This window comes from Pusillimonas sp., assembly GCF_029263785.1.
Classification (GTDB): Bacteria; Pseudomonadota; Gammaproteobacteria; order Burkholderiales; family Burkholderiaceae_B; genus Pusillimonas.
In genome coordinates this window covers 40,987-64,500 of sequence record NZ_JAJUFE010000006.1, presented here as the reverse complement: position 1 = coordinate 64,500, position 23,514 = coordinate 40,987, and the positions used below count along the sequence as shown (strand labels likewise).

General features: G+C 57.5%; 15 protein-coding genes. 11 read left to right on the top strand and 4 right to left on the bottom strand.

The window, feature by feature from the left end; genetic code table 11:
• Positions 1 to 9 precede the first annotated feature (9 nt).
• From Q1J88_RS03260 to bamC, 11 genes are all read left to right on the top strand, one after another.
• Entirely contained in the window at positions 10 to 3,021 is a 3,012-nt protein-coding gene (locus Q1J88_RS03260) for an alpha-1,4-glucan--maltose-1-phosphate maltosyltransferase (protein ID WP_301116028.1), read from the top strand.
• On the top strand, positions 3,018 to 6,437 hold the full coding sequence (gene treS / locus Q1J88_RS03255; protein ID WP_301116025.1) for a maltose alpha-D-glucosyltransferase: 3,420 nt from the start codon (positions 3,018 to 3,020) through the stop codon (positions 6,435 to 6,437). Before Q1J88_RS03260 ends, treS begins: the two co-directional genes overlap by 4 nt.
• Complete coding sequence (glgB, locus tag Q1J88_RS03250; protein WP_301116023.1) at positions 6,430 to 8,349, top strand: 1,4-alpha-glucan branching protein GlgB; 1,920 nt, start codon at positions 6,430 to 6,432, stop codon at positions 8,347 to 8,349. The genes treS and glgB overlap by 8 nt, the downstream gene beginning before the upstream one ends.
• Positions 8,342 to 10,447, top strand: coding sequence for a glycogen debranching protein GlgX (glgX, locus tag Q1J88_RS03245; protein ID WP_301116022.1), 2,106 nt, complete (start codon positions 8,342 to 8,344; stop codon positions 10,445 to 10,447). Before glgB ends, glgX begins: the two co-directional genes overlap by 8 nt.
• Positions 10,444 to 12,270 (top strand): malto-oligosyltrehalose trehalohydrolase, encoded by a 1,827-nt coding sequence (gene treZ, locus Q1J88_RS03240; RefSeq protein ID WP_301116021.1) that lies wholly within the window; start codon positions 10,444 to 10,446, stop codon positions 12,268 to 12,270. The genes glgX and treZ overlap by 4 nt, the downstream gene beginning before the upstream one ends.
• Positions 12,263 to 14,386: a 4-alpha-glucanotransferase gene (gene malQ, locus Q1J88_RS03235; protein ID WP_301116019.1), complete on the top strand. Its 2,124-nt coding sequence runs from the start codon at positions 12,263 to 12,265 to the stop codon at positions 14,384 to 14,386. The genes treZ and malQ overlap by 8 nt, the downstream gene beginning before the upstream one ends.
• Complete coding sequence (gene treY / locus Q1J88_RS03230) at positions 14,383 to 17,106, top strand: malto-oligosyltrehalose synthase (RefSeq protein WP_301116017.1); 2,724 nt, start codon at positions 14,383 to 14,385, stop codon at positions 17,104 to 17,106. The genes malQ and treY overlap by 4 nt, the downstream gene beginning before the upstream one ends.
• A gap of 39 nt (positions 17,107 to 17,145) precedes the next feature.
• Complete coding sequence (locus tag Q1J88_RS03225; protein WP_301116016.1) at positions 17,146 to 17,772, top strand: L-threonylcarbamoyladenylate synthase; 627 nt, start codon at positions 17,146 to 17,148, stop codon at positions 17,770 to 17,772.
• An 87-nt stretch (positions 17,773 to 17,859) separates the two neighbouring features.
• Positions 17,860 to 18,510, top strand: coding sequence for a site-2 protease family protein (locus tag Q1J88_RS03220; RefSeq protein WP_301116014.1), 651 nt, complete (start codon positions 17,860 to 17,862; stop codon positions 18,508 to 18,510).
• Between the two features lie 108 nt (positions 18,511 to 18,618).
• Entirely contained in the window at positions 18,619 to 19,521 is a 903-nt protein-coding gene (gene dapA / locus Q1J88_RS03215) for a 4-hydroxy-tetrahydrodipicolinate synthase (RefSeq protein WP_301116013.1), read from the top strand.
• Between the two features lie 11 nt (positions 19,522 to 19,532).
• Positions 19,533 to 20,654: an outer membrane protein assembly factor BamC gene (gene bamC, locus Q1J88_RS03210; protein ID WP_301116011.1), complete on the top strand. Its 1,122-nt coding sequence runs from the start codon at positions 19,533 to 19,535 to the stop codon at positions 20,652 to 20,654.
• 80 nt (positions 20,655 to 20,734) lie between these two features.
• Here the strand turns inward: bamC and Q1J88_RS03205 are convergent, their stop codons facing one another.
• From Q1J88_RS03205 to cysG, 4 genes are all read right to left on the bottom strand, one after another.
• Positions 20,735 to 21,259 carry a rhodanese family protein gene (locus tag Q1J88_RS03205; protein ID WP_301116010.1) on the bottom strand — a complete coding sequence of 175 codons (525 nt, stop codon included), beginning with the start codon at positions 21,257 to 21,259 and terminating at the stop codon, positions 20,735 to 20,737.
• 20 nt (positions 21,260 to 21,279) lie between these two features.
• Positions 21,280 to 21,585 carry a metalloregulator ArsR/SmtB family transcription factor gene (locus Q1J88_RS03200; protein ID WP_301116009.1) on the bottom strand — a complete coding sequence of 102 codons (306 nt, stop codon included), beginning with the start codon at positions 21,583 to 21,585 and terminating at the stop codon, positions 21,280 to 21,282.
• A gap of 99 nt (positions 21,586 to 21,684) precedes the next feature.
• Complete coding sequence (locus Q1J88_RS03195; protein WP_301116007.1) at positions 21,685 to 22,101, bottom strand: SgcJ/EcaC family oxidoreductase; 417 nt, start codon at positions 22,099 to 22,101, stop codon at positions 21,685 to 21,687.
• A complete protein-coding gene (cysG, locus tag Q1J88_RS03190) occupies positions 22,046 to 23,506 on the bottom strand; it encodes a siroheme synthase CysG (RefSeq protein WP_301116006.1) in 1,461 nt (486 codons plus the stop codon). Before cysG ends, Q1J88_RS03195 begins: the two co-directional genes overlap by 56 nt.
• Positions 23,507 to 23,514 lie beyond the last annotated feature (8 nt).

Sequence of the window (23,514 nt, the reverse complement as noted above, 5' to 3'; positions counted from 1 at the left end):
GGAAAGTGGATGAACGAGTTCGATAAACGCTTCGGTGACTGCGGGCGTCTGCTGGCGATTGACAAGGTGCCTCAACCAGTAGAACCTGGCTGGCCCGAGCTTTGCCGCGAGGCGTTTGACCATGCCTTCAATGGATTGTTGCTTCCCCCGGGCTTTCCCATGTTCGCCGAAGAGGGAGCGGTTTATGAGTTGGCTGGTGGCGATGAACTCGTCGGATTGCTGAACCCAGCGCTACTGGCCGCCGAAGCCTCAAAATACGGTTTACAGGTTTACGCCGATGTTGAGTTGAGCGAGTCGTTATCGGCATCCGGGTGGACGGATTTTTTCATACGCGGAGTGAACAATGGTTTGGCAGGCTTCCTCATTCGTGAGCCTGGCAGATTTGCTCCCGCAGATTGGGCGCGCCTCGTGGCTTCAGTTCGCGGCGTCAGGACCGACACACGATTTCTCCTGTGGACTCCAGGTTCCACGCCCGCGCAGCTTATGGAGCTACGCGGTGCCGGTTTTGACGGAACGTTTCTTTCATTGCCCTGGTGGGATGAACGCTCGCCGTGGCTGGCAGATGAATATGCGCGGCTTGATGCAGTGGCATCAGTCATCGTCCCGGTCGATGCCAATGATGCCGGCGAAATGCTCGACGCCAATCTCCCGGATTTCGAACAGTATATGGGCCGGCGTTTATGGACAGCCGCCATTGCCGGAAACGGTGTTCTGGTGCCCCAGTTTGTCCTGCACAGTCGTGTGTCCGATGAAGTGAAAGCGGTCAATCAATGGTTGGCACGGCGACGGTCCATAAAGCAGCCTCTGGTCGTACTGAACGGCCTGCTCGGCCCTGGAACCGTTGTATTCAGAGGTGGAGACGGTATTGTCCTTAACCCGGACCGGTTGCGCGAGGCCACACTTGATTGGCGACTGGTGCAATCTCGCCTGCCGACCGATTCGGCCGTCATTGATCAGGCTGTGTCTGACAATGTTGATTCATTGCTGCCCCAGGCGTATTGCCGCTTCTCGGTAAAAGCCCTGCCTTTTATCAAGCTGAAGACAATCAGCACTGCCGAGAAGCGTCGACTGGGGCTAGGGGTGATGAACGCTGCGCGGATCGCTATTGAAGCGGTCAGGCCCCAGGTTGAGGATGGGCGTTTTGCAGTAAAGACTGTCGTCGGAACCACACTTGAAATTACAGCAAATATTTTCATGGATGGCCACGAGCGTCTGGGTGCCAGTGTGTTATGGCGGGCCGCGGATGAGTCCGACTGGCGCGAGGTTCTGATGACGCACGAAGGAAATGACAGATGGAGTGCGTCGATAACGCTTGTTCGTGTCGGAAGGCATCAATTCCATATCAAGGCGTGGCATGACCGATGGGAATCTTACCGGGCAGCAGTGATCAAGAAACGCGATGCCGGAATGGACGTGGCCGTCGATATTGAGGAGGGCAGGTTGATGTTGGGAGATGCAGTGCGGATCGCCCGTCGCATACATCCAGGAATAACGTCCATGCTGGAGGGGCTGATCGAGTCCGGTGACGGCGACCTGCTGTTGGCGGATTCCACGGCTCAGGCCATGCGCACCATTGGCTTCCGTGCTTTTGAAACGCGCTGTCAGCACGACTATCCCATTATGGCCGAGCGCCGCGCTGCCGTTTTTTCTACCTGGTATGAACTGTTTCCACGATCTGAAAGCAGCGTGCCCGGACGCCATGGCACGTTTGTCGAGGTGCGCCGTCGATTGGCTGCCATCAAGGAAATGGGTTTTGACGTCCTCTATTTTCCCCCTATTCACCCCATTGGACGAACGAACAGGAAGGGCCGGAACAATAGTCTGACCGCAGGCAAAGACGATGTAGGAAGCCCTTATGCCATCGGTTCGGAAGACGGAGGCCACGATGCGGTTCATCCGCAGCTGGGCACACTGGACGATTTCAGGCAATTGCTTCACGCCACAAAGGAACACGGGCTGGAGGTTGCGCTGGATTTTGCCATCCAGTGCTCTCCGGATCATCCCTGGCTCAAGCAACATCCGAACTGGTTCAATTGGCGACCCGACGGCACCTTGCGCTACGCCGAGAATCCGCCAAAACGTTATGAGGATATCGTTAACCCCGAGTTCTACCAAGACTTTGAACTGAAGCCAAGAGCATCGTTGTGGCGCGCTCTTCGTGACGTCGTTCTTTTCTGGATAGAGCAGGGCGTGAGAATATTCAGGGTAGACAACCCCCATACCAAGCCCTTGCCCTTTTGGGAGTGGATGCTGGGCGAGATTCATTCCAGGCATCCTGACGTGATTTTCCTTTCGGAAGCATTTACCCGCCCCGCCATGATGTACAGATTGGGCAAGGTCGGTTTCTCGCAGTCTTACACCTATTTCACGTGGCGCAACAATAAGGCCGAATTGACCTCTTATCTGGAGGAGCTTGCCACGGCACAGGTAGCCAACTTTTTTCGTCCTAATTTTTTTGTCAACACCCCGGATATCAACCCGTATTTTTTGCAAAATTCGGGACGGTCAGGGTTTCTGATCCGGGCCGCCCTGGCGGCAACGCTATCAGGATCCTGGGGCATGTATAGCGGCTTCGAGCTGTGTGAGGCCGCCGCCTTGCCGGGGCGGGAAGAATATCTGGATTCAGAGAAGTACGAGTTGCGTCAGAGAAACTGGAGCCAGTCTGCAAACATCATCCCTGAAATCACACAACTTAATCGCGTTCGAAAAAGTACGCCTGCGCTTTGGACCCACATGGGTGTGCGTTTTCATCCCGCCCATGACGATCACGTCTTGTTTTTCTCGAAGTCCACTCCCCAGAAGGATAGCGTGGTGCTGGTTGGAATCTGCCTGGATCCCCATGCGTCCAGACGTGCGTGGCTCGACTTCCCATTCTGGTCATGGGGCTTGCCGGACCATGCGACGGTACACATGGAGGATGCCTTGTCAGGAAGGGAATTTGACCTTCAGGGAAACAGTCACCAGGTCGAATTTACTCCTGAGAGTCCCTACTTCATCTGGCGTGTAAGGGGGCTTGAATGAGGGCGCGCAATGATGCTGGAAATGATCCCAAGCGTGAATCGATAACCGTGTCTCGCAACGAGCCGGGATGGTACAAGGATGCGGTTATATACCAACTGCACGTAAAGTCATTTCAGGATTCCAATGACGACGGCGTTGGCGATTTTGCCGGCCTTATTTCACGTCTGGACTATATCGCCGAGCTCGGTGTCGACACGGTGTGGCTTCTGCCGTTCTACCCGTCTCCCAGGCTTGATGATGGTTACGACATTGCCGATTATCGTTCGGTCCATCCGGACTACGGCACACTGGCCGATGTACGGCGTTTCATACGCGCCGCACATGCCAGAGGGCTCAAGGTCATTACCGAACTGGTCGTAAACCACACCTCTGATCAACATCCCTGGTTTCAACGTGCCAGAAGGGCTCGTGCGGGATCCGCTGCGCGCGATTTCTACGTGTGGTCTGACAACGACCAGGCCTACGCCGGTACACGAATCATATTTTGCGACACCGAGAAATCAAACTGGACGTGGGATCCGGTTGCCGGCGCGTATTTTTGGCATCGCTTTTATTCCCATCAGCCTGATCTGAACTATGACAACCCGCGCGTGCTCAAGGAAGTGATCAGTGTCATGCGGTACTGGCTCGACATGGGCGTGGACGGACTAAGGCTGGATGCCGTACCGTATCTCGTCGAGCGGGAGGGCACCAATAATGAAAACTTGCCTGAAACACACGATGTCCTGCGACGTATCCGCACGGTGATGGATCAGGATTATCCCGACCGTTTGTTGCTTGCCGAAGCGAATCAATGGCCTGAAGACGCCCAGGAGTATTTTGGGCAGGGGGATGAATGTCATATGTCATTCCACTTTCCATTGATGCCGCGTATGTACATGGCGATAGCTCGAGCGGACCGGTTTCCGGTCACCGACATCATGCGCCAGACCCCTCCTATCCCGGAGAACTGCCAGTGGGCCATATTTTTGCGCAACCACGATGAGCTCACCCTCGAAATGGTGACCAGCAGCGAGCGTGACTATCTGTGGGATTTTTACGCGGCAGACCGGCGCGCCAGAATCAATCTGGGAATTCGACGGCGTCTCGCGCCCCTGATGCAGCGCGACCGTCGACGTATCGAGCTGATGAACAGCTTGTTGCTGTCGATGCCTGGAACACCTGTGCTTTATTACGGTGATGAAATCGGCATGGGCGACAACATTCACCTTGGAGATCGTGATGGTGTAAGAACGCCGATGCAATGGACTCCCGACCGTAACGGCGGTTTTTCACGTGCCGATCCTGAAAGCCTGATCCTGCCCTTGTTGATGGGGCCGTTGTACGGCTATGAGGCCGTCAATGTAGAGGCGCAGCAGCGCGATGCGCATTCCTTGCTGAACTGGACACGTCGGATGTTGGCCAAGCGGCAACAAAAAAGAGCCTTCGGAAGGGGGGCGCTGCAATTCCTTTATCCCGGCAACCGAAAGGTTCTGGCGTATCTGCGTGAACTGGGTGAAGAGGTTCTCTTGTGCGTGGCCAACTTGTCGGATGCTTCACAGCCAGTTGAGCTCGACCTTTCTCAACTGGCGGGCAGGGTACCTGTGGAGTTATTGGGGGGGACACCCTTCCCGGATGTTGGCGACTCACCATACATGTTGACCTTGCCACCCTACGGATTTTATTGGTTTGAGCTTAGTGCGCAGGCCAACTCGCCATCCTGGCACGCTGCGCCGGTTGATCAGCCACCGGAGTACGTCACTTTGGTCTTGCGCCGTGGTGCGTCAGGCACACGACTGCTGGAGGAGTCACGCAAGGCTTTGTGTCGCGAAGTGCTGCCCGCCTATCTGGCCCGACAGCGGTGGTTTCCGCAGGACAAGCCGGTTGGACAGGTCAGTTTGGAGTATGCGGTGCCTCCGGGTACTGACGCAGGTACGTTCTTGACTGAACTACGCGTGAAAGACAAGGACGGCGAGCGAGCGTATTTCATGCCAGTAGTCATAGTGTGGGATGAGTCCACGACAGCGATGCAGCAACAACATGGGATGGCACGAGTCAGGCGAACGGCAGACACTGGCTTGTTGGTTGATGCCGTCAGCGTGCCACAGTTCGCGCTTCAAATGCTTGAGTGTTTCCGCTGCAATGCCCGGTATGAACTTCCCGGCGAGTATGGCAGTCTGGAGTTTCAGTCCGAGGAAGGCGTGCATGGCCTGCCCGAATTAACCTATGAAGATATTGATTGGTTTCAGGGTGAACAGTCGAATAGCTCGCTGTGGCTTGGCGACCTGGCGGTTCTGAAGCTGCTGAGAAATGTCCAGCCGGGAGAGCATCCAGAAGCCGAGATGACGCGTCACTTGACCCGGGTCGGCTATCCCCACAGTGCCGCCTTGCTCGGAGAGCTCAAGAAGATCGACAAGCAGGGCCAATCTTATACGTTGGCCTTGCTGCACGCCCGGGTTCCGAACCAAGGCGACGCGTGGTCCTGGACAAACGAGTTCTTGAAACGGTCGCTGGAGAGTGCGACGTTGACTGGCGAGACTGCCGGCGATTATCAAGATGACCTGACGGCGTATACCGCTGTGGCGGCGATTATCGGCCGCCGCCTCGCCCAGCTGCATGGATCTCTGGCCCAGGCCGACGGCGACGCTGCCTTTACACCCGAGACTGCCACGGCTGCCGACGCTCGACGGTGGGTCAAGGATATACGCTCCATGACTCAGGCAGCCATTTCGGCAGCCTGGAGCAATCGTGATCGTCTGGCCTCTGTCGGGCTTGCCCAGGCGTTACATCTTCGTGATGTGTGCAAAGAAATCCTGGCATGGGTCGATCGGGCGGCAACGCGCATTGCAGGGCACCGGCGCACCCGCATTCACGGAGACTTGCATCTGGGGCAAGTGCTGATTGCCCAGAGTGATGTTTATTTTGTTGATTTCGAAGGGGAGCCCGATCGTCCGCCTGCTGCGCGTCGTGCCAAGGCGAGTCCGTGGCGTGACGTCGCGGGCTTGCTCCGATCGATAGATTATGCCGCGCGAGGGTTTGCGCAGCTTGCGCCGGCCGCAGTTTCGGTAACGCCCGGTCAGGTGGATACGGACGTCACCGCCGAGTCGTCCGATGGAGTAGCGCTGGCGGTGCCCGACGCGCGAACCACGCGCGAACGGCATGCTCGGCTTCTGGAGCAGTTCAGGGAAAGCGCGAGTCAGGCTTTTCTTGCAGCCTACCGGGCCCAGGCCTTGGATTCATGCCCGGAAGTACTCGATGAAAAGACGGATGGCGACTTGCTTCAATTGGCGTTGCTGGAAAAGGCGGCGTACGAAGTGTGTTACGAAGCAGGGCATCGTCCCGACTGGATAGGCGTCCCGCTTGACGGCTTGGCCAGGATAGCGCGAGGCATTGCAGATCCGGCCGCCGTCTCCGATCCCGAGGTCGAGCATGAGTGAGTCGCGTGTCCACACCGATTACGGCCCGCTCCTGGGCGAGCTTGATATGCACTTGCTGGCCGAAGGCCGTCATGAATTTCTGGCCGACTGTCTGGGGGCACATCCTTGCACTGTACAAGACACAGAGGGCACCCGATTTGCGGTTTGGGCGCCGAATGCCCGTCGAGTCGCAGTGATAGGAGACTTCAATAACTGGCAGGGAGATCGCCATGTCATGCGGTTGCGACCTGAATGCGGGGTATGGGAGCTTTTCGTTCCCGGAGTCGGTGAAGGAGCCTGCTACAAATATGAAGTGCTCGGTCGGGATGGCCATCTGCTGCCACATAAGGCCGATCCGGTGGCACGACGAACCGAACCACCACCTGCTACCGGGTCGATCGTAACCGCGGGCCCGAACTTCGATTGGACGGATAGCGAGTGGATGACGCAGCGTCACGGCCGACAGTCGACCAGCTCGCCAATGTCGATCTACGAAGTCCATATGGGATCGTGGCAGCGGTGCGGGCCATCGGTCAACTGGCGTGATTGCGGCCCGCGCCTGATCAGGCATGCCAGTAGCCTGGGGTTCACGCATATTGAGCTGTTGCCAGTCATGGAGCATCCCTTTGGCGGATCGTGGGGCTATCAGACCTTAGGCCTGTTTGCTCCATCGGCTCGCTGGGGAACTCCCGATGATTTCGCATGGTTTGTGAACGCGTGTCATGGTGCCGGTTTGGGTGTCATCCTGGACTGGGTGCCGGCCCATTTCCCTTCGGACCCTCATGGCCTGACGATGTTTGATGGCACGGCACTTTATGAACATGCGGACCCAAGACAAGGACGCCATCCCGACTGGGACACCCTGATCTACAACTACGGCCGCAACGAAGTGCGTAATTTTTTGATCGCCAGTGCTCTGGAGTGGCTGCGTCGCTATCACATTGATGGCTTACGTGTGGATGCGGTGGCTTCGATGCTTTACCTGGACTACAGTCGTGGCCCCGGTGAGTGGCTGCCCAACCATTTGGGCGGGCGCGAGAACCTGGAGGCGATTGAGTTTTTGCGAGTTCTCAACGACACCGTCAAGCGGTTGTTTCCCGATGCGGTCATGGTGGCCGAAGAGTCTACGGCATGGCCGGGTGTGACCAGGCCGACTGGCGAGAGTGGACTGGGGTTCCATTACAAATGGAATATGGGCTGGATGCACGACACGCTCAGCTATATGGGCCGTGAACCCGTCCACCGCAAGTACCATCACGATGACATGACCTTCAGCACCGTCTACGCGTGGTCTGAGCGATTCGTATTGCCGCTGTCTCATGATGAAGTGGTTCATGGAAAAGGCTCGCTGGTGGGAAAGATGCCGGGTGACCATTGGCAACGCTTGGCCAATTTGCGAGCCTACTATGCCTTTATGTGGGCACATCCCGGTCGCAAGCTGCTATTCATGGGCGGCGAGCTGGCCCAGCATGGTGAGTGGAATCACGATGACTTTCTGCAGTGGGATGTGCTGGACAATCCCTCGCATACGGGTGTGATGCATCTGGTGCGCGACCTCAACTCCGTGTATGCACGCACCCCAGCCCTGCATGCATCCGATGATGATCCCGAGGGGTTCGCCTGGGTGGTCGGAGACGACCGCAGCAACAGCGTTTTTGCATTCGAGCGGCGTGCCGGATCAGATCGCGTGCTTGTCGTTTGCAACATGACTCCCGTACCTCGGCACAACTATCACGTCGGGGCATCAAAGGCCGGCCCTTGGCGTGAAATTCTGAATACGGATGCGGCCATTTATGGCGGCAGCAATGTGGGAAATGCCGGAGAAGCGCGTACGAGTGATCAGCCTGCCCACGGGTATCCGCAGAGTCTTTCCCTGGTCCTGCCACCGTTAGGTGCAGTGTTTTTCGTGCCTGAGGAATCAAGCGATGAGTGAACTGAATATAGACAGGTTGCAGCCGGGACTGCCGTATCCGCTGGGCGCCACAAGTGACGGCCTTGGCGTGAATTTTGCCGTGTTCTCGGCCAATGCGACGCGAATGGATTTGTGTGTTTTCGACGAACGTGGACGCAAGGAAATCAAGCGCTTTCCATTGCCGGAATGCACAGACGAAGTCTGGCATGGCTATTTGCCGGATGCCCAGCCGGGCCTTGTCTACGGTTATCGTGCCCATGGTCCCTACGATCCGGCCCGTGGCCATAGGTTCAATCCTCAAAAGCTGCTGCTGGATCCTTATGCGAAGCAACTATCGGGAGCATTGCGCTGGTCTGACTCGCTGTTTGGTTACCGCGTCGGACATTCCCGCATGGATCTTAGCCAGGACCGTCGTGACAGCGCTGCCTGGGTGCCAAAGGCTGTCGTAACAGAGGACAATTTCAACTGGGGCGACGATGAGCCCCCGGCCATACCGTGGGAAGACTCCCTTATTTATGAGGCTCACATACGAGGGCTGTCGATGATGCGCGAAGACATTCGCGTCAATTGGCGAGGTACAGTCGACGCCCTGGCACATCCAGCGTTTATCGATCATTTGTTGAAGGTGGGAGTTACAAGCCTGGAGCTGCTGCCGGTACACGCGGCTCTGGACGATCATTTTCTTGTTGAGCGAGGGCTTCGGAACTATTGGGGCTACAACACGCTCGCCTATTTTGCTCCCGAGCCGCGTTATCTGACGGTGCGTGGGGCCAACGCGTTGCGCATGGCGATACGGAGGCTGCACTCTGCGGGCATAGAAGTGATTCTGGATGTTGTCTATAACCACACCGCTGAAGGCAACGAGCTGGGCCCGACCCTGTCGTGGAGAGGGCTGGACAACGCCAGCTACTATCGGTTGATACCGGGCGAAGAACGTTACTACATCAATGACACAGGCTGTGGCAACACGGTCAACTTGTCCCATCCACGGGTTCTGCAGATGGTCATGGACTCTCTGAGGCACTGGGCCCAAAGTTATCGGGTTGACGGCTTTCGCTTCGATCTGGGCGTTACTTTGGGCCGTGAAGGGACGGGTTTCGATCCGGGTTCGGGATTTTTCGATGCCATCCTTCAAGACCCGGTGCTGGCGCGCAAGAAGTTGATCTCCGAACCTTGGGATATAGGGCCTGACGGGTATCAGCTAGGCAATCACCCGCCCGGCTTTGCCGAATGGAATGACCGTTATCGCGACACCGTCAGGCGTTTCTGGCGCGGCGACGCAGAGCAGCGGGGTGAAATGGCCTCGGCGCTAAGCGGTACGCCGGCTCTGTTCGACAACCGGCACCGGCGGCGGTGGGCCTCCGTGAATTTCGTGGCGTCTCATGACGGTTTCACTGCAGCTGATGTCGTGAGCTACAACGACAAGCATAACGAAGCCAACGGCGACGAAAATGGCGACGGGCACGGAGAGAACTACAGTTCAAACTGGGGTGTCGAGGGCCCTACGCCGGACAAGGCCATCAATAAATTGCGAGAGACGGTCTTGAGATCCATGCTGGCAACAGTGCTGGTATCTGACGGTACGCCTATGCTGCTGGCCGGAGACGAGTTCGCGAACAGCCAGAAAGGCAATAACAACGCGTACTGTCAGGACAATGAGATCGCGTGGCTTGACTGGAAACAGGCGTCTGAAAAGCATGGTCAGGCGTTGATCAACTGGGTCGCCCGTGTGAGGGCATTGCGTCGCGCACATCCATCGTTGCGTCGTAGCCGGTTCGGCGACGACTCGATCGAACTGGTTCCCGGCATCAAGCGCGCCGCGTGGTACGACATCGACGGTAGTGAGATGAGCGATGAAGCTTGGGCGTTTTCCGAGGGCAGGGTGTTGGGATTTCAGCGCGCGGTAATGGCAGGCGAACAACTGGACGTGACGCTCTTGCTTTTTAATGGGGCGAATGAAGACATCAGCTTCGAGCTGCCTGCTTTGCCCTGTCGCTGGTTCCGCCGCCTCGATTCGGTTTTAGACGGTCGCATCAGCGGTGAAGTCGACACGGGGCAAGTCAAGGTGGGCGCCCACGGCATTGTGCTTCTTGCGAACTCCGAGGGGTTGCGATCATGAATCGGCTGGGCGCAGCCCGCGCTTCACAGAGCCCTTACAGCTTCGGGGCACAGCCTGACTCACACAGCGTTACGCGCTTTCGATTCTGGGCACCCAGTGTAGACGCAGTGAACCTCGTTCTCGAAGGTTCGACGCCGCAGCGCATGCAAAAGCTTGACGATGGCTTTCACGAACTGGTGTGCCCAGCGCCTGCAGGGACCCGCTACCGTTTTGCACTGCCCGATGGCATGTTGGTGCCCGACCCGGCTTCCCGACTGCAGGACGGCGATGTACACGATTCCAGCGTGGTATGCGACCTGCACCAATACGGCTGGAAACACGCACCCTGGAAGGGACGTCCGTGGTCAGAAACTGTCCTGTACGAATTGCATTGCGGCCTGTATGGCGGGTTCAAAGGCGTAGAACAGCGACTGCCTGATCTGCAAAAACTTGGAATCACGGCTATCGAGTTGATGCCGGTCGCTGATTTTCCAGGGCCCAGGAACTGGGGATACGACGGCGTGCTGCCGTATGCGCCGGATGCTGCCTACGGTACGCCAGACGAGTTGCGATCACTTATTGATACGGCGCACGGCCTGGGGCTAATGGTATTTTTGGACGTGGTGTACAACCATTTTGGGCCCGATGGAAATTACTTGCCCAGCTATGCTCCCGAGTTCTTTCGGAATGATCTTGACACCCCATGGGGACCGGCCATCGATTTTCGTCGCAACGCGGTGCGACGTTTCTTTGCCGAGAATGCACTGTTCTGGTTGCGAGAATACCGTTTTGACGGCTTGCGACTTGATGCCGTGCATGCAATCCACGACCAGACCTGGTTGCCGGAAATGGCAGGCTTTGTTCGTAGCCGGCTTGGGTCGGAACGGCATGTTCATCTTGTTTTGGAGAACGATGACAATGCGGCTGGATTATTACGCCAGGGGTTCGACGCCCAATGGAATGACGACGCTCATCATGTCGTTCACCATCTTTTGACGCGCGAAGACTCCGGCTACTACGCATCGTATGCAAACAATGCCACCCAGATGCTGGCTCGTGCGCTATCTGAAGGCTTTGTATTTCAGGGCCAGGAAGACCCCGTCAAGCCAGGGCGAATTCGTGGCGAACCCAGTGCCGACCTTCCCTCTGAACGATTCATCTTCTTTCTTCAGAATCATGATCAGATTGGCAATCGGGCAATGGGTGAGCGCTTGTCGAGTCTTGGTGTTGCTACCAATGCCCTGAAGACGGCGGTCGCACTTCAGCTGCTGACTCCACAGATTCCGCTTGTGTTCATGGGCGAGGAGGAGGGCGCGACGTCACCATTTCTGTATTTCACGAGTCATATGCAGCCAGAGCTTGCCAAGGCCGTGCGCGAGGGGCGTCGAAAGGAGTTTGCCGGATTCCCGGCTTTTGCCGACCCGGAAGCGCGGTCCCGCATTCCGGACCCGAACGAGGAAAGCACCTGGGAGCTGTCCCGAGTGCCCGAAAAGCGAAATCAAACTGCCAACGAGTGGCGACAGTGGTACCGGAAGTTGTTGGCGCTACGATACCAGTACATCGTTCCACGTCTTCAGGGTGCGCGCAGCATGGGCGCTCGTGTGCTGGGGGAAGGCGCTGTATCGGCAATCTGGCAAATGGGCGACGGAGCCCGGCTGTCCTTGTATTGCAATCTTGGCCCCGATCCCTGCCCGTTTACCTTGGCACCTCACATTGATCGGGACACCGTATTTTTTATGGGTCCCGCTGACGTGCCGGGAATGTCCATTGGCGCACTAACGACTTTGCCGGGCCATTGCGTGATCGCGACGCTGGAGTCGCATGGGGAGCATGAACATGCCTGACGCTTTCTGCGGGTCACCATTGCACCGGCTGGCAGACGCTGTCGGGCTGGCTGCAAGCTGGCAGGATGTGCATGGACGCACCAGAGAAGTGCCTGACGAAACGCTTCTGGCGTTGATTGATGCGATGGGTTTTGAATGCAGCAGTGCCGCTCAACTGGAATGCAGTTTGCGACGCCTGCGTGAAGAGAACTCGCATCTTGGTGGCAAGATGATTGTGGTAGATGCTGGTGAGCCCATCGTTTTTACAGGTGATGTCCAGACGCGTTATCACCTTGAGTTTGAATCGGGCCAGGGCGGACGTGACGGGCAAACGCAAGTGGTCGGGAAGGGCACTGTAAGCATTGCTCCAGTGGATGAAGTCGGATATCACCGGCTCAAGGTGGGCAGATCTGAAATTGTCCTGGCTGTCGCGCCGCCGCGATGCTATCGACTGCCATCGGGTGCCTACTGGGGAGTTGCTGCACAGGTTTACAGTTTGCGTCGAGGTCATCGTGCCGATTCTAATCCGGTTGTCGCTGCCGCCCAGGGGGCCGGTGACTATGGAGCGTTGGCGACGCTGGCGGCGGAGGCGGGCCGCCATGGCGCAGCAGCTCTGGCGATCAGTCCGGTGCATGCTTTATACGCTGCCGATCCGATGCGCTATAGCCCTTATGCGCCATCCAGCCGACTTTTTTTTAATGTTGCTTACGTAGACGTGCAGGCGCTTGGTGAAAATGCTCTTGTGTCTGCCCTGAAAACGTTGCCGGAAAACGAGCGCGATCATGCAATCCGTCAGTTGCACACCCAGGTACGTGGCTCCGATCTTGTCGACTGGCCCGGAGTGCAGACAGCGCGTTTGCGCATCGCCAAAGCGTTGTTCCAGCAATTCGATGTGCATGCGCCCGAGATAGCCAGGCGCTCCTTTGAGGCTTTTCGGGTGGCCGGCGGGGACGCCTTGCAAAGCCATTGTCTGTACGAAGCGCTACACGGACACTACGCAAGTTCGCTTGGTCCTGCCCATGGCTGGCAGGATTGGCCAGCACCCATGCAGGAGCCCGATTCTGCGGCGGCTGTTGCGTTTGCGCGTCAATCGGCCTCTGAGCTGCATTTTCATGCTTTTTTGCAATGGCTGGCCAACGAAGGCATGCGTAAGGCGCAAGAAGCCGCCCTTGGGGCGGGGATGACCGTAGGACTGATATCCGATATGGCCATTGGTACCGACCCGCGCGGCAGTCAGGCCTGGTCCGCTCCTCAAGATATATTGACCGGAGCCACCGTGGGGGCCGCCCCTGATCTGTATCATCCGGAGGGACAAGAGTGGGGTCTGACGGCCTTTTCTCCGCGGGCCTTGCAAGAAAAGGGTTTCCAGCCATTTCTGACACTGCTGCGTCGAGCGCTTCTGCATGCCGGAGGAGTGCGTATTGACCATGTTCTGGGTCTGGCGCGAATGTGGTTGGTGCCAAAGGGAGCGCCGGCATCGCAAGGTGCCTTTCTGCATTATCCGCTTGAGGTCATGCTCCGTCTCGTGGCGTTGGAATCGTATCGTCACCAGGCCATTGTGATGGGCGAGAACCTGGGCACCGTCCCGTCGGGGTTCAACGAGCTGCTCAGTGCCAAAGGCTTGCTCGGCACCAGCGTCCTGTGGTTTGAACGAGAGGCACAAAGACCAGGCCGGTTCATCCCTCCTTCTCGCTGGTCGGCAGAGTCGGTTGCGACGACAACCACTCACGATTTGCCTACCGTGGCGGGCTGGTGGACGGGCACCGATCTGCAGTGGAGACATAAGCTGGGCATGCTTGATGATCAGGCCTTGAAGGCTGCGTGGACAGATCGCGGTAACGACAAGCGGTTGCTGGTACAGGCCATGACGCAATCATCGGCATTGATTCCCGAGGAAGGCGCAGCTCCCGTGCAACAGGTAATGGAATGGGTGTCGAAGTCTCCGGCGCCCCTCTGCGTTTTTCCGCTTGAAGACTTGTTGACTTTGCCAGATCAACCCAATATGCCTGGCACGGACCTCGTGGATGGTCATCCAAATTGGTTGCGGCGCTTGCCACTGGATGTTTGCAGCGTTTTCGATGACGAGACCGTCACAAAATCCATCCGGGCGATTCGCCTCGGCAGGGGGCGCTCATGAAGGCGCGTGCGACAGTACGTTTGCAATTGCACTCCGGCTTTACACTGGAGCAGGCCAGGGAATGCATTCCGTACTTCTGTTCGCTGGGCATCACCCACCTCTATCTGTCTCCGATTTCATCTGCCGTACCGGGCTCAACGCACGGGTACGACGTCATTGATCCCGCCCGAGTCAATCCCGAGCTTGGAGGCGAAGCGGCGTTCGAAAGGCTGGCGGCCGCATTGCGAGACCGGCATATGGGAATACTGCTGGATATCGTGCCCAATCATATGGCAACCCATGCGCAGAACAAATGGTGGTGGGATGTCCTGACCCACGGGCTGAAAAGCCGCTACGCAAGATGGTTTGACATTGACTGGCTGCCGGCAGACGTCAGTCTGCATGGTAAGGTACTCGCCCCGTTCCTTGGCACCGATCTGGAAACCGCTTTGGGCAGTGCCAGGCTGTGCCTGAGTCCCGATGAGCCGGCCGGCCGCTTTCTTATCGAGGTCGGGGGTGCCGCATATCCGATTGCCCCGGGAACGCTCATGGACAAGCAGGCGGATCCGGCGGCCGTGGTGGCTCTGCATGATCCCCGGTCGCCTGAAGGCCGTCAACGCCTGAAAGAGTTGCTGCTCAAGCAAAATTATTGCTTGTGTCACTGGAACAACGCTGCAACCCGTATCAACTGGCGTCGCTTTTTTGAGATTTCGGGTTTGATTGGTGTACGTGTCGAAGATTCCGAAGTCTTTGATGCCGTGCACCAGTTGCCAATGCGTTTGTATCAAGAGGGTCTGGTTGACGGTTTGCGCATTGACCATGTAGACGGTTTGGCACAGCCATTGCAGTACTCCGAAAGATTGCGCGAAGCCATGCGATTGAGACGTCCGGATATTGACGAGCCCTGGATTGTCATCGAGAAGATCCTTGCCCCCAATGAAATACTGGACGAACGCTTCCGGGTGTCCGGCACCACGGGTTACGACTTCATGGATCAGCTTGCTGCGGTTCTGCATAGCGCAAAAGGGGGAAGGCAACTGACTGCCCTGTGGAAAGAGGTGTCGGAGTGTCCTGACGGGCCCGAAGCGTATGTACATGAAGCCAGGCTATTGATGTTGCGCCGACATTTCGTGGCGGAGCGCAAGGTGCTGGCGCGTCGCCTCTGCGAGGCCCTTCAGGCGAACGGGGCAGGCGACCAGAGTCTGGAGTCTGTGGACCGTGTATTGGAGGGGTTTCTTGCCGAGTTCCCGGTGTATCGCAGCTATCTGGAAGGGGGAGTCGCTACGCGCCGGGACGAGTCTGTCATTCGAGAGGCCCAGGCGCGTGCACGTTCGCATATCAAAGATTCGAAGAGTGATCAGGATCTGCTCGACCGGATTGCCGATTGGCTGCTTGCAGGAAACACGGAAAGTGGCCAACCCCCGGACAAACCAGCGCGCACACCAGAGCAAACCCTCGCCCGACGTCTCGCAGTCCGTCGATTTGAGCAACTGACGCCGCCCTTGGCTGCGAAATCGCTGGAAGATACTGTGTTCTATCGGTACGGAGCGCTGCTGTCGCGGAACGAAGTGGGATCCGAGCCGTCGTATTTTGCGCAGACGGCGGCGGAGTTTCATGAGCACAATGCACGACGCAACGAACGGTTTCGCGAAGGGCTGCTTGCCACGGCCAGTCACGACCATAAGCGAGGAGAGGACACTCGTGCGAGACTTGCGGTGTTGAGCGAACAAGTTGACAGGTGGCGACATGCTTGTGCCGAATGGGAGGAATGGACGAATGCAGAATTTGCCCATGCCTTGCCACGAACTGAGCGTTATATGGTGTGGCAGGCCTTGATCGGGGCGTGGCCACTTGATCTTGTCAGACAGGACGCCGTTGCGTTGGCAGAGTTCGGCACCAGGGTTGCACAGTGGCAACGCAAGGCCTTGCGGGAAGCCAAGCTCAGTTCCAGTTGGTTCGAGCCCAACATCCAGCATGAACTGCTTAGCGCACAGTACCTATTTCAGCTGTTGGGATGGCCCCGCAGCGCCGCCGGTATCCTGGCCGAAAAAACGGATAAGCCTGCGGACTCTACCGCTGTCGCGAAGCATGACCCTGATTCGGGTGCGGTGGCATCGCTTCAGGATTTCGTGCTGGGTGTGGCGCCGTCAGGAGCAGTAAACAGCCTGGTGCAGCTCGTTCTGCGTCTGACTGTTCCGGGCATTCCCGACCTGTATCAGGGGACAGAGTGGTGGGATTTCAGTCTGGTCGATCCGGATAACCGGCGAGCCGTCGATTATCCTGCGCGCGAACTGTCCCTGCGAGCGTTCGACACCCGATCAGATCTTGCTGCATTGCTACCCCATTGGCGCGACGGTCGCATCAAGCAGGCAGTTTTGCACCGCCTGCTCAAGCTCCGTGATGCGTACCCGGGAGTATTTGCAGAGGGCGCGTATGAACCCATGGAGTCTGTCGGCCACTTACGCGACCACCTCATCGCCTTTTGCAGGCAGCAGGCCGGACACCGTATCCTGGTTGTGGTTCCCAGGCTTTGCGCACAATGGGTATCGGCTTCCCATGAGGCCATACCGAACATTAATATGACTTGTTGGAAAGACACCGGTATTATGGTGTCTGCCGATTGTGGCGGTATGTACCGGGACGTATTCTCGGGCAGGCACCATCACCTGAAGGCGGGCACGACTCTAAAAGCAGAGCAGCTTTTAGCCGAAATGCCTTGTGCTGTGCTGACCGCAGCCTGAGTACGTTGTCAACCACCCGGAATGATAGGATACGTTTTCATGGCTCAATTTTTTGTCGTTCACCCGCAGAATCCCCAGTCCCGCCTGTTGAAACAAGCAGCTCAATTGCTTGCCGATGGCGGCCTCGTCGCAGTTCCGACCGATTCCAGCTATGCGGTCGTCGCCCGGCTCGACGATAAAAGTGCTGCCGATGCCTTGCGTCGTCTGCGTGGGCTGGACGAACGTCACCATCTCACTCTTTTGTGTCGTGATCTGGCCGAGATCGGTCATTTTGCCAAGGTCGATAACCGGCAATATCGCTTTCTGAAATTGGCCACTCCGGGCCCCTGGACCTTCATCCTCGAAGCCACGCGAGAGGTGCCCAGGCGTGTCTCGCATCCTTCGCGCAAAACCATCGGCATTCGCGTGCCAAACCACAAGGTCACTCTCGATCTGCTTGAAGCGGCGGCTTCTCCGCTTATATCCACGACGCTCATCCCCGAGGGAGAAGATGACCCGCTCAATGACGCTCAGCAGATTTTTGATCGTTATGGTCATCAGTTGGCAGCGGTCATCGATGGCGGTGCTTGCCCCCTTACCCCAACGACGGTCATTGATCTGAGCGGAACCGAACCCGAAGTTGTCCGGCGAGGCGGGGGCGACCCGGCCGAACTCGGGCTCGACTGACCCCCGCCGGGTCTCCGGTCGTACAATCACCTCTTCACTTCTTACATCCGTGCCGGGTAAAGTAGCCCGGCACTCTTCTGCTTATCCATGGATTCACTGATTCAAACCATTGCGGTCTACGCCTTGCCTGTCTTGTTCGGCATTACCTTGCACGAGGCCGCGCACGGCTATGTGGCCCGCATGTTCGGCGACCCTACCGCTTATGAGGCCGGGCGCATCAGCCTGAATCCGGTCAGGCACATTGACCCCGTCGGGACAATTGCCGTGCCCTTGTTCCTGCTGTTTAGCACGAAGTTGCTGGGCGGCGCCGGCTTGCTGTTCGGCTGGGCAAAGCCTGTGCCGGTCGATTGGGGGCGCCTGCGCCACCCCAAGAAAGACATGTTGTGGGTGGCTCTTGCCGGGCCTGCGTCCAACCTGGTCATGGCAATTTTGTGGGCAGTCTCGTTGCGCCTGCTAATTGTCAACGGCGCAGCGCCTGATGATTTTTGGGTTCTGATGGCCTTCGCCGGCATTCAGATCAACCTTGTACTGATGGCGCTAAACCTGTTTCCATTGCCGCCTCTGGATGGAGGCCGTATTGTGTTCAGCCTGCTCCCGTCACATCTGGCGTGGAAATACGCCAAGCTCGAGCCGTATGGTCTGATGATCCTGATTGTCCTGATGCTGACGGGAGTCTTGTGGATGCTGCTCAAACCCCTGTTGGCATTCGGGCAGGCTGTTGTCACTTGGTTCTTGTAAAAAACCGCATTGCGGGGCAATATGCCGGGGCGGATTATCCGGTAAACTTGCACGTTATAGTTTATTCAGACGGTTCGCTCCCCAGGTTGTCCCGGAGCTTTTTCTATCATGGCCAGCACAGATAACGCTACACCTACGTTTCAGGGCAGTATGGTCGCCCTGATCACTCCCATGCATCCGGACGGAAGTCTGGACTTCGACGCGTATCGAAAGTTGATTGACTGGCACGTCAAGGAAGGCACGGACGGCTTGGTTGTAGTGGGAACAACGGGCGAATCGCCCACAGTCAGCATGGAAGAGCATGCCGAACTGATTCGGGTGGCAGTCGAGCATTCAGCAGGGCGTATTCCCGTCATTGCAGGCATCGGGGGCAACTCCACCGACGAGGCCATCGAGCTTTCGCAATATGCCAAGAACGTTGGCGCGCAGGCCGGATTGTCGGTCGTGCCGTACTATAACAAGCCCACCCAAGAGGGCATGTATCAGCACTTCAAGGTGTCGGCCGAAGCCGTGGATCTGCCCGTCGTGCTGTACAACGTGCCCGGCCGAACGGTGGCCAACCTGTCCAACGAAACCATCCTGCGTTTGGCGCAGGTGCCAGGCATTATCGGGCTCAAGGATGCTACCGGTGACATCGGCCGTCTGGGCAGCCTGCTGCATCAGAAGCCGGCGTCGTTTCAGGTCTTCAGTGGCGATGATCCCACTGCCGCCGCCCTGATTCTGTTGGGTGGCAGCGGGAATATTTCGGTGACGGCCAACGTGGCGCCGCGCCTGATGCACGAACTATGCGCCGCCGCCCTCAACGGCGATGTGCACAAGGTGCGCGAACTGAATGGTCGCCTGTCCGAGCTCAACAAGACATTATTTGTTGAATCCAACCCGATTCCCGTCAAGTGGGCAGTTGCCGAAATGGGGCTGTCTTCGCTGGGTTATCGCTTACCCTTAACCCCCCTGGACGAGCAGTATCACGATCTGGTGCGTCGCTCGTTGAAAAACGTGGGCTTAATCTAAACATGTTGAATATGCATAGAAATAAATGCTATGCCGCCCTGGCCGCAGGCCTGGGTTTGGTGCTGCTGTCGGGTTGTTCTACCTGGAATCAACTCACCGGCAAAGAAGAATCAGTCGATTATCGCAGCACAGCCCCAAGTGCCGGCAACCCGCTGGCCATACCGCCCGACCTCACCCAGGCCGGAAGCAATGCCCATTATCGTGCGCCCGAAGGCACCACCACCTTCAGTCAGTATGCGCAGAACATGCAGCAGCAACAGGCAGCGGGTGCGTCGAGCAATGTCCTGCCCACCAGCGATCACGTTCGTGTGATGCGTGACGGCAACCTTCGGTGGCTTGTAGTTGATCAGCCGGCCGAAGATGTCTACCCGCGTGTTCTGGATTTCTGGGGCGAGCAGGGCTTTACCATCTACTCGCAAAACCCACGTGCCGGCCTGATCGAAACCGACTGGGCCGAGAATCGGGCCAAGGTGCCAGAGGGCTGGATCAAGAGCGCGCTGGGCAGTATTCTTGACTCCGTATTCGACAGCGGCGAGCGCGAACGCTTCCGCACGCGTCTTGAGCGTGTCAACGGCCGTACCGAAATCTACATCAGTCACGATCAGATGATCGAAACGCCCACGGCCGACAACACCGGCTTCAGGTGGATCGAGGGCAAGGAAGATCCTGGCCTGAACGCGGCCATGTTGGCGCGTCTGATGGTGTTCCTGGGTACCGATATCGAGCGTGCGCGTCAGATGGTGACCCAGGCCGAGGCCGATCCCAATCGGGTTCAGGTTCAGCGTCCTGCCGAAGATCAGGCGTCTCTGACCCTCAATGAATCGTTTGATCGCGCTTGGCGCCGTGTCGGCGTCGCCATCGATAGCGCCGGTTTCTCGGTCGATGATCGCGATCGGTCCGCCGGTGACTATTTCGTACGTTACCTTGATACCGACACGGGTCGCAAGATCGAACAGCCCAACTTCTTTGGACGCCTCTTTGGCAGCAAGGGTACGGCCGAAGCCCAGGTGTACAGGATTCACGTAGCCGAACAGGGTGGAAGCTCGGTGGTCAGCGTACTGGATCAGGCGGGGCAGCTTGACCAGTCCGACACTGCCAAGCGCATCATCAACGTGCTGGCCGAAAACATGTAGTTGGCACTTTGTGTATCAGAACCTGCTACGGGTCCTGGGCAATATGAAAACGGCGCTTCTGTATCGAGGCGCCGTTTTTTTTAAGCGCTGATTGCCCGTTTGTTCCAGGGCATCTTCAGCAGTACCCGGGCGAGGCCGCAGAAACCCGACACCCCGGCGAATACCAGGCCTAGTCCGACGAAACCGGACAGCAGCAGCCACCACGGAGAAATCAGCACTCCGAGTGCCGTACCCAGGACGATCATGAGGCCGGCAACGATTTGTACCTGACGTTGTAGTTCGAGCGGTTGCGATCGATCGGCGATCACGGGCAGGTCAGCCTTTTTCCAGGCGTCCAGGCCGCCCTCGAGCACGTAAGCGTCGCATTTGACACTGGCTTGAAGTGCCTGCGCCAGCATTCGTGTACGGTTGCCCGAACGGCAATGAAAAATCACCGCCCGGGCATTCCTGATTCCCGGGTGGTGAGGAAGCTGTTCAATCTGGATGTTGACCGCCTGCGCGATGTGTTCACGAGCGTACTCGTCGGAGGGCCGGATATCCACCATCACTGCGCCCGATTCCAGTTGCTGGCGGGCCGTTTCGGGGTTAAGGGTTTTCATGTTCATGGTCAAGGCTCCCATTCAGTTCAGGGACAATAGATCTCCTTGAGCGTAGCTACAAGCTTGGCAACATCCGGATTGTCGATCCGATAGTGCAGGGTCTGGGCTTCGCGCCGATATGTCACCAGTCCTTCTTCTCGCATCTTTGCCAGATGCTGAGATAGCGCGGATTGGCTTAGGCCCACATGCGCTTGCAACGCACTGACGGACAGCTCCTGGTGCTGGATCAACAGGCAAAGCAATAAGAGCCGGTTGGGATTGCCGACAGCTCGCAACATCGCAGCCGCCTTGGCGGCACCTTCTTGAAAGAAAAGGAGATCTTTGTCGTTCATAATGCTCAACCCATTATATTAGATATTACTAAATTAGTAAATGCTAATATAAAGTCTGTTGGTCCGGAACGGGTCGATGGGGAGACAGTTGGACAGAAATCAGGCCACGCCGGAAGCATGGTAGCTTTTGATCTGCCACTGACCAGTGGAGTTTTGAGCAGTGATGGAAAGACACACAGGCCGTTGCCGTCGATCAGCCTCGATGAAGGTAACCTGGGCATGGCCCGATACAATCTCGGGTGTCAGGGAAATGGCTTCAATGTTCGAGATGAGTACGGTGGTGCCCGGCGGAACGTTGCGGTAATAGTCAAGTACCGCATCGCGCCCGGATCGCAAGGGAGGGGTCAGCCCCTGAAACAGGACATCAGGGGCGAAAAGGGCGGCAATGGCCTCGGCGTCGTGGTTGTCGAATGCGGCTTGCCATAGGCCCAGCAACGCTCTCAATATGTCACTGCCCGGATCAGGCGTGGGCGATGTTCGCTGTTCGGTCTTGGGGGCGTCGGAACTGGTTGTCATGTTCGGAAGACTCAAGATGGTTGATATGCATACCATACCAGCTCAATTTGGTTCCGAGTGCGGCCACTTCTCCAATCACCAATAAAGATGGTGCGACAAAGCTGTGGTACGTGGCCAGACTTGCCAGCTCGGACAACCGGCCTGTCAGTACACGTTGCTGTGAGCGTGTTCCATTTTCAATTAATGCGAATGGCGTGTCAGGTGCTCGACCGCGTTTCAGCAACTGTGACTGCAGGTCTACAATCTGGCTCACCCCCATATAAAAGACCAGTGTCTGTCCTGGCTGGGCAAGCGATTTCCAATCCAGATCAGGGCGATTGGCACTATGGGCCGTAAGAAAGCGCACAGAGTGGGCGTGCTCGCGATGCGTCAGTGGTATGCCCGCATAGGCCGTGCATGCCAGACCGGCGGTCAGGCCCGGCACGACCTGGAAAGGAATGTCGTGCGCTGTCAGGTGTTCGAGTTCTTCACCCCCGCGACCAAATACGAAAGCGTCTCCGCCCTTGAGGCGCACGACACGTTGCCCTTTTCTGGCATGGCGCACCATCAGGTCATGAATGCGCATCTGGGTGGCGTGGTGATTCTCTCCGGGTGTTTTCCCCACGAAAATGCGCTCCGCGTCGCGTCGCGCCAATTCCAGAACTTCGTCACTGACCAGTCTGTCGTACAAGATCACGTCGGCTTCGTTGAGGGCACGCAATGCCTTCAGCGTCAGCAGGCCCGGATCGCCAGGGCCGGCGCCAACCAGCAGGACCTCACCTATGGGAGCCTTCTCGGGCCTGGACAGTTCCTGGAGTATTGCTCGCTCAGCATCAGCCGATCGATTGGCTCTCAACTTCGAGGCGACCGGGCCGTCCAACAGCCAATCGTAGAATTGACGTCGACGCTGCAAGCCGGGTCGCAGGCTGCGAATGGCGCTACGATGACGGGCTGCGAGCTGGGCCAGCGCTCCCCAGGAGTGGTCAAAAAGAGACTCGATACGTTCGCGCACCCGTCGTGCCAATACGGGTGCGGTACCGGAGGAGGAGATGGCTATGACCAACGGCGATCGGTCGACGATCGAAGGAACCTGGAATGAAGACAGTTCCGGGTCATCAACGACGTTGATGAAAAGACGCTTTTCTTCGGCCAACTGCGCGATGCTCCGGTTCAGTTCGCGACTATCGGTCGCTGCGACGACCAGCCACACCGAGTCCAGCCACTCTGGGTTGAATTCTTCTTGAAGAAGTTCGACGCGTGCTTCGGCGGCTAAAGACAAGAAGCCGCGACTGAACGCAGGTGCGCCCGCCAATACCTCGGCACCGGCTGCAAGGAGACTTCGGGCCTTGCGTTCGGCTACGGCACCTCCACCAACGACCAGAATCCGGCGTCCCTTCAAGCTCGTAAAAATGGGGAATAGATCCATGTCCCGTC